The sequence below is a fragment of the Streptomyces sp. NBC_01775 genome (assembly GCF_035917675.1).
GTDB lineage: Bacteria > Actinomycetota > Actinomycetes > Streptomycetales > Streptomycetaceae > Streptomyces.
In genome coordinates this window covers 7776662-7784958 of sequence record NZ_CP109104.1, presented here as the reverse complement: position 1 = coordinate 7784958, position 8297 = coordinate 7776662, and the positions used below count along the sequence as shown (strand labels likewise).

Annotated in this window: 1 protein-coding gene and 1 pseudogene; both read left to right on the top strand. The window is 71.8% G+C overall.

Features of this window, described 5'->3' with window-relative positions:
• Positions 1-65: 65 nt before the first annotated feature.
• Positions 66-6935: pseudogene (locus OHB04_RS34450) on the top strand (SDR family NAD(P)-dependent oxidoreductase); the annotation flags it as partial.
• Between the two features lie 99 nt (positions 6936-7034).
• The gene (locus OHB04_RS34445; protein ID WP_326808984.1) at positions 7035-8255 is read left to right on the top strand and encodes a cytochrome P450; all 1221 of its coding nucleotides are present in this window, start codon (positions 7035-7037) and stop codon (positions 8253-8255) included.
• Positions 8256-8297 lie beyond the last annotated feature (42 nt).

The following is an 8297-nucleotide window of genomic DNA, read 5'->3' as shown; positions in this document are numbered from 1 at the left end:
CCGAGAACGCCGAGAAGACCGGGAAGACCGAGCACAGGCTCCGCGATTACCTCAAGCGCGTCACCGCCGAACTCCACGAAACGCGCCAGCGCCTCGTGGACGCCGAGTCGGGCACCGCCGAACCACTCGCCATCGTCTCGATGGGCTGCCGCTATCCGGGAGGTGTGCGCTCGCCCGAGGAATTGTGGCGGCTGCTTGCCGAGGGCCGGGACGCGATTTCCGGGTTCCCGACCGAACGCGGCTGGAACGTCGAGACGCTGTACGACCCCGCCCCGGACGCCGAAGGGAAGAGCTCCGTCCGCGAAGGCGGATTCCTCCACGAGGCCGACCGCTTCGACCCCGACTTCTTCGGCATCAGCCCCCGCGAGGCCCAGGCCATCGATCCGCAGCAGCGACTCCTGCTGGAGACCACCTGGGAGACTCTGGAGAACGCGGGCATCGTTCCCTCCTCCCTGCGCGGCAGCCGCACCGGGGTCTACACCGGGATCATGTACGGGGAGTACGGCACACGCATGCTGCGCCGGGTCTCCGCCGACTTCGAGGCGTACATCGGGACCGGCAGCGCCTACAGCGTCGCCTCCGGCCGGGTCGCCTACACCTACGGCTTCGAGGGCCCGGCCGTCAGCGTGGACACGGCCTGCTCGTCCTCGCTGGTGGCGCTCCACCTGGCCGCGCAGGCGCTGCGCAACGGCGAGTGCGACCTGGCGCTGGCCGGCGGGGTGACGGTGATGGCCACGCCGATGGCGTTCATCGAGTTCAGCCGACAGCGCGGGCTGGCGGCCGACGCGCGCTGCAAGCCGTTCGCCGCGGGCGCCGACGGCACCAGCCTCAGCGAGGGCGTGGGCCTGCTCCTGCTCGAACGGCTCTCGGACGCCGAGGCCAACGGGCACCAGGTGCTGGCGGTCCTCCGCGGCTCCGCGATCAACCAGGACGGTACGAGCAGCCAGCTGACGGCGCCCAACGGGCCCTCCCAACAGCGCGTCATCCGGGCCGCACTCGCCGACGCGGGGCTCACCGCCGCCGACATCGACGCGGTCGAAGCCCACGGCACCGGCACCAGCCTCGGCGACCCGATCGAGGCCCAGGCGCTGCTGGCGACCTACGGCCAGGAGCGGCCCGAGGACCGTCCGCTGTGGCTGGGCTCCGTCAAGTCCAACCTCGGGCACACCCAAGCGGCGGCCGGTGTCGCGGGCGTCATCAAGATGGTCCAGGCCCTCCGGCACGGCGAACTGCCGCGCACGCTGCACCTGAAGGAGCCGTCGCCGCAGGTGGACTGGGACAGCGGCGCCGTCTCCCTGCTGAGCGACCCGGCGCCCTGGCCCGAAACGGGACGGGCACGCCGGGCCGCCGTGTCCTCCTTCGGGATCAGCGGCACCAACGCCCACGTCATCCTGGAGGCACCGCCCGCGCCTGCATCGGCGACAGAGGAGAGCAGCGAGGCCGAGTCCCCCGCCCTCCCGTGGCTGGTGTCGGGCAAGAGCGAGGGTGCGCTACGGGGGCAGGCGGCGCAGCTGGCCGCCTTCGTCAGCGAGCGGCCCGAGGTGGGGGTCGCGGAGATCGGCCGGGCCCTGGCGGCCACGCGTACGCATCACCCATACCGTGCGGGACTCGTCAGCCTCGGCGAGGACCGCACGGAGCTGCTCGCCGCGCTTCATTCCCTGGCGCGGGGTGAGGAGTCCCCTGCTGTGGTGCAGGGTGTCGCATCGGAAGCGGGGAAGATCGCGTTCGTGTTCGCGGGGCAGGGCTCACAACGAGCCGGAATGGGCGCCGGGCTCTACAAAACCCACCCCGTATTCGCCCACGCACTGGACGAGGTGTGCGCCCACTTCGACCCCCACCTCCAACACCCCCTCCGCGACATCATGTTCGCGGCCGAAGACGACGCCCTGGCGCCACTGCTGCACCAGACCCAGTACACCCAACCCGCACTCTTCGCCCTCGGCACAGCCCTCCACCACCTCTACCTCCACCACGGCATCAAACCCCACTACCTGGCCGGACACTCCATCGGCGAACTCACCGCAGCCCACGCAGCAGGCATCCTCACCCTCACCGACGCCACCACCCTCGTCGCCACCCGCGCACGACTCCTCCAAAACCTCCCACCCGGCGGAGCCATGCTCACCCTCCACGCCACCGAAAAAGACGTCCTCGAAACCCTCGACCCACAACGCGTATCACTCGCCGCCGTCAACGCCCCCACCTCCACCGTCATCTCCGGAGACGAACAAGCCATCCAAGAGCTCGCCACCCTCTGGACCGAACGCGGACACAAAACCAAACGCCTCCACGTCAGCCACGCCTTCCACTCCCACCTCATGCAACCCGCACTCGAAGAATTCCACCGCACCGCAGCACAACTGACCTACCACGAACCCCACACCCCCATCATCTCCAACACCACCGGCGACCTCGCCACCACAACCCAACTACGCGACCCCGACTACTGGACCCAGCACATCCGCCAACCCGTCCGCTGGGCCGACACCACCACCACCCTCCACACCCACCACGTCACCACCCACCTCGAACTCGGACCCGACACCACCCTCACCACCCTCAACCACCACAACCTCGACACCACACCCAACCCACCCACCCTCCTCCCAACCCTCCACCCCCACCAACCCGAACCCACCACCCTCACCCACACCCTCACCACCCTCCACACCCACGGACACACACCCACAACCTGGACCACCACCCAAGACCCAACCCCAACCACCACACCCAACCTCCCCACCTACCCCTTCCAACACCAGCCCTACTGGCTCCATCCGAAGGTGACCTCCTCCGATGTGGCCTCCGCCGGGCTGGGCACTGCCGGACATCCATTGCTGGGGGCTGAGGCTCAACTGGCGGACGGCAGCCACCTGTTCACCGGGCGACTCGACCTCTCCGAGCACTCCTGGCTGGCCGACCACGCCGTGTATGGCACGCCGCTGCTCCCCGGCACCGCGCTTCTCGACCTCGCCCTCCACGCCGCCGCGCGGTGCGGTTGCGACCGGGTGGCGGAGCTGACCCTCCAAGCGCCGCTGCCGCTCCCGGAAGAGGGAGCCGTACAGCTCCAGCTCCTCGTCGGACCGCCCGATGAGGAGGGAAGCCGCGCCCTGTCCCTCCACTCCCGGCCCTCCCGCCCTGGCCCCGACGCCGACGCTGACGCCGCTGCCGCTGCCGACGACGAAGCCCCGTGGACGTGCCACGCCAGTGGCACTCTGACCCTGGCGTCCGAGCCGCTCACCGTCCCGTCGGCCGGAACGGCTGACGCGTCGTGGCCGCCCGAGGGGGCCACGCCCGTCGCGCTGGACGGTTTCTACGAGGGACTGGCCGCCACCGGTCTCGACTACGGTCCGGCCTTCCGTGGACTCACGGCCGCCTGGCGCCACGGCGACGATCTCTACGCCGACATCACCCTCCCCGAACCCCTCACACCCGACGCCCCCGCCCATCTCATCCACCCCGCACTCCTCGACGCCGCCCTCCACCCCCTCACCCTCCTCACCCCCGACCACCCCGCCCACGACCGCCCCACACCTGTCGAAAAGGGCGCGCTGCGGCTGCCGTTCTCGTGGACGGATGTGTCGGTGCACGCCGTCGGCGCCTCGGTGCTGCGGGTGCGGATCCGGCCGGAGGGCGAGAGCCGGGTGGCGCTCAGCCTCAGCGATGCCGCCGGGGCTCCCGTCGCCGAGATCGGCGCACTGGACGTACGGCCGTTGGACGAGGAGGGCTTCGCCGCCGCGCTGGCCCGTGCGGGTGGCGCGGAGAGTGCCGGGAGGGGAGGCGGGCCGCGCGGGCTGCACCAGCTGACGTGGGCACCCGTGGCCGTTCCGGAGGACGCCGCAGACCGGGCACCGCGCCACATCGCGCTCATCAGCGATCCAGTGCGGGCGACCGAGGGAGGCGAGACGGCAGAGACGGTCCGGAAGGGCGAGACGGCAGAGTGGGCCGAGCTGGTCGACGGTCTTCCGCCCGAGGCGACCGTCACCGCGTACGCCGATCTCGCGGCGCTCGCCGACGCGCTCGACAGCGGCGCGTGCGCGGTGCCCGACATGGTGCTGGTGCGTCCCACCACCACGACGGCTCCGGCTCCCGGTACGGGTACGGCTCCGGCTCCGGCTCCGGCTCCCGGTACGGGTACAGGTACGGGTACAGGTACGGGTAACGATCAGGCCGTGGCCGTGCACGCCGCCGCTCACGAGGTGCTCGCGCTGGTGCAGGAGTGGCTGGCGGGCCCGCGGTTCGCGGACTCGCTGCTGACCGTCGTCACCCGGCGGGCCGTCGCCGCACGCGGCGGGGAGCGGCCGGAGGATCTGGCCGCGGCCTCGCTGTGGGGGCTGCTGCGCTCCGCGCAGGTGGAGAATCCGGGCCGGATCGCCGTCGCCGACCTCGACGGGCGCGCGGGCTGGGTGCTGCCGCTGCTGGCCGTTCCCGCGCTGGCCGCAGCGGGCGAGGCGCAACTCGCGGTGCGAGACGGCGAGTTGCTGGTCCCCCGGTTGGCCGGCGGCAGGGAGGGACCGGCGGGTGCGCTGGCGGTGCCGTCCGGAGGGGACGCCTGGCGGCTGGATGTGTCCTCGGCCGGTTCCCTCGACCGCCTCGTCCTGACCACCTCGTCCCAGGCCACGGACGAGCTGGCGCCCGGAGAGGTGCGGGTGGCCGTGCGGGCGGCGGGCTTGAACTTCCGGGACGTACTGATCGCGCTGGGCATGTATCCGGGCGCCGAGGTGATCGGCGGTGAGGGTGCCGGGGTGGTCACCGAGGTCGGTGCCGAGGTCTCCGCGCTGCGCGTGGGCGACCGTGTCATGGGGCTGTTCCACGGCTCCATGGGCCCGGTCGCGGTGACCGATCACCGGCTGCTCGTACGGATGCCGAAGGGCTGGTCGTTCACCCAGGCCGCCGCCGCGCCGGTGGTGTTCCTGACCGCGTTCTACGGGCTGGCCGACCTCGGTCAACTGACCCGTGGACAACGGTTGTTGGTGCACGCGGCGACCGGTGGGGTCGGTATGGCCGCCACACAGCTGGCCCGCCACTGGGGCGCCGAGGTCTACGCCACGGCCAGCCCGCCCAAGTGGGACACCCTGCGGGCAATGGGGTTCGACGACACCCACATCGCCAACTCCCGCACCCTCGACTTCGAACACCACATCCTGACCGCCACCCAAGGGCAGGGCGTCGATATCGTCCTCGACTCCCTCGCCGGCGACTTCGTCGACGCCTCCCTCCGCCTCCTCCCCCACGGCGGCCACTTCCTCGAAATGGGCAAGACCGACATCCGCCAACCCGCAGACATCGCCGCCACCCACCCCGGCGTGACCTACCGGGCGTTCGACATGGCGGACGCGGGCCCCGACCGAATCCAGGAGATGCTGCGCGAGCTGCTCGCGCTCTTCGAGAGCGGGGCGCTGAGCCCGTTGCCGGTCACGGCGTTCGACGTGCGTCAGGCGCCCGCCGCCTTCCGTCACCTGAGTCAGGCCCGGCACACCGGCAAGGTCGTCCTCACCCTCCCCCAGCCCCTCGACCCCGACGGCACCGTCCTCATCACCGGCGGCACCGGCACCCTCGGCGCCCTCACCGCCCGCCACCTCGTCACGCGGTACGGCGCCCGGCGTCTCGTCCTCACCAGCAGGAACGGGCCGGAAGCACCCGGCGCCGCCGATCTCCAGGCCGAACTCACCGCACTCGGCGCCGAGACCACCGTCGCCGCCTGCGACGCCGCCGACCGCGACGCACTCGCCGCACTCCTGACCACCATCCCCGACACACACCCCCTCACCGCCGTCTTCCACGCCGCCGGGGTGAGCGACGACGGGATCCTGACGGCCCTGTCGCCGGAGCGGATGGACGGCGTACTGCGGCCGAAGGTGGACGCGGCCTGGAACCTCCACGAACTGACCGCCGACACCGACCTCTCCGCCTTCGTCCTCTACTCCTCCATCGCCGGCACCCTCGGCAACCCCGGACAAGCCAACTACGCAGCCGCCAACACCTTCCTCGACACCCTCGCCCACCACCGCCACACCCAAGGACTCCCCGCCACCTCCCTCGCCTGGGGACTCTGGCAACAAGCCAGCGGGCTGACGGAAGGGCTCAGCGAGGCCGACCGGGCGCGTATCGCACGCGGCGGGCTGCTGGCGCTGTCCGACGAGGAAGGGCTCGCGCTCTTCGACGCGGCGCTGGACCTGGGCCTTCCCCACGTGGTCCCGGCGGTGTTCGACCCCGCGGTGCTCGACTCGGCGCTGCTGCCGGACGGCGCGGAGGCCGCGACACCCGCGGTGCTGCGCGGGCTGCGCCGTCGCACGGTGCGGCGGGCCGCGAGTGGGGCGCCGTCCCGGGGCAGCACGTCCCCGGGCGACGCGTCCTCGGGCCACGCTTCGCCGGGCGACATGTGGCGGGAGCGGCTGGCGGGGGTGACGCGGGGCGAGCAGGTCGGTGCGCTGGTGGAGCTGGTGCGCGGGCAGGCCGCCGCCGTGCTGGGCCACCCGGACACGACAGCTCTGGGCGGCGAACGGGCCTTCAAGGACGCCGGATTCGACTCGCTGACGGCCGTCGAACTGCGCAACCGGCTGAATACGGCGACCGGCCTGCGGCTGCCCGCCTCCCTGCTGTTCGACCACCCGACCCCGGCCGCCCTCGCCGAGCACCTGCGCACCGAGCTGGCGCCCGAGGAAGCCGATGTGACGGTGGCGGCGCTGGCGGATCTGGAGCGGCTGGAGTCCGCCGTCCTCACGGCCGGTCCCGACGAGGAGGCCAGGGCGCTGCTCGCCGCTCAGCTCAAGGAGTTCCTCGGCAAGCTGACGGCCATCCCGTCCACCGGCGGCCCCGGGGGCGCCAACGGTGCGAACGGCTCGCACAGCGCGGACGACCCCGACGACATCGCGGACCGGATCGACACGGCATCCGACGACGACCTCTTCGACTTCATCGACAACGCGCTCTGACAGCGCCCCGCCCTCGCCCACTCCCCCTACGCCGCTGAGCCCCGAAACTCCTAAGCCCCCAAGCCCCTACCCGCCCTCTCCACAAAGGCAGGAACACACATGACCAGCACGCCGCACAGCGTGGACGGCTTTCCGACCGCGCGCCGTTGCCCGTTCGACCCGCCGTCCGCCTTCGCCGCGCTGCGCGCCGAACGTCCGATCGTCCGCATGGCCTACCCCGGCGGAAGCGACGGCTGGCTCGTGACCGGCTACGCGCTCTCCCGCGACGCCCTCACCCACCCGGCCCTCAGTGCCCGCCACGAACTGCGGGCCTCCCCCATCCCGATGCCGCTCACCCCGGCGGCGGCGCCGCCCGGCGTCTTCATCGGCATGGACGCCCCCGAGCACACCCGCTACCGGGGTCCGCTCAACCGCCACTTCACGGTGCGCCGCGTGCGCAAGCTGGAGCCGGCCATCGAACAGGCGACGGCCGAGAGAATCTCGGCCCTGGAGGCCCTGGAAGGCGCCGGCTCTCCCGCCGATCTGATGGCCGAGTTCGCGATGCCGATTCCCGTGCAGGTCATCTCCGAACTGCTCGGCTCCACCGACGAGATCACCGACGAGATCCAGCGGCTGCGCGCCACCACCCTCGACCGGGGCAGCCCCTCCGTCGACGCTGCCGCCGCCGTCGGCGCCACCAACGCGCGCATGACGGACCTGGTGCGCCTGCGCCGGGCCAGCCCCTCCGACGACCTGCTGAGCGTGCTGATCACCGACGGTGACCTCAACGACGAGGAGCTGGCGGGACTGGCGATGATGATGCTGATCGCCGGGCACGAGACCACCGCCAACATGATCGCGATGGCCATCTACCTGCTGCTGAGCGACGAGGCGCTGCGCGTGGCGGTCCTGGGCCTGTCGGACCCGTACGACACCCGGGGGGCGGAGCTGTCCGACGACATGGTCAACGAGCTGCTGCGCCATCTGTCGGTGACCCAGTTCGTGAGCCGGGCCGCGACCGAGGACCTGGAGCTGGGCGGGGTGCGCATCAGCGCGGGCGAGACCGTCACGGTCTCCCTCTCGGCCGCCAACCGCGACCCCGAACAGTTCGACGACCCCGAGACGTTCCGCACCGAAGGCCCCGTCAACAGCCACATCGCCTTCGGGCACGGCCTGCACCAGTGCATCGGCCACAACCTCGCGCGATCCGAGATGAAGATCGCCATACCCGCGCTCTTCCGCGCCTTCCCCAGGCTCCAACTGGCGGGCAAGGAAGCGGAGTTCGGCACCCGCGAGGGCTTCACCATCCACGGTGTGGACCGGCTGCCGGTCACCTGGTGACGTTCCACCTTCACTTCCGTACTCCACGACACTCCACGACTT

Bases quoted from the DNA above. Each gene is read 5' to 3' on its own strand.
- OHB04_RS34445 (WP_326808984.1), top strand. From the start codon at position 7,035: ATGACCAGCACGCCGCACAGCGTGGACGGCTTTCCGACCGCGCGCCGT.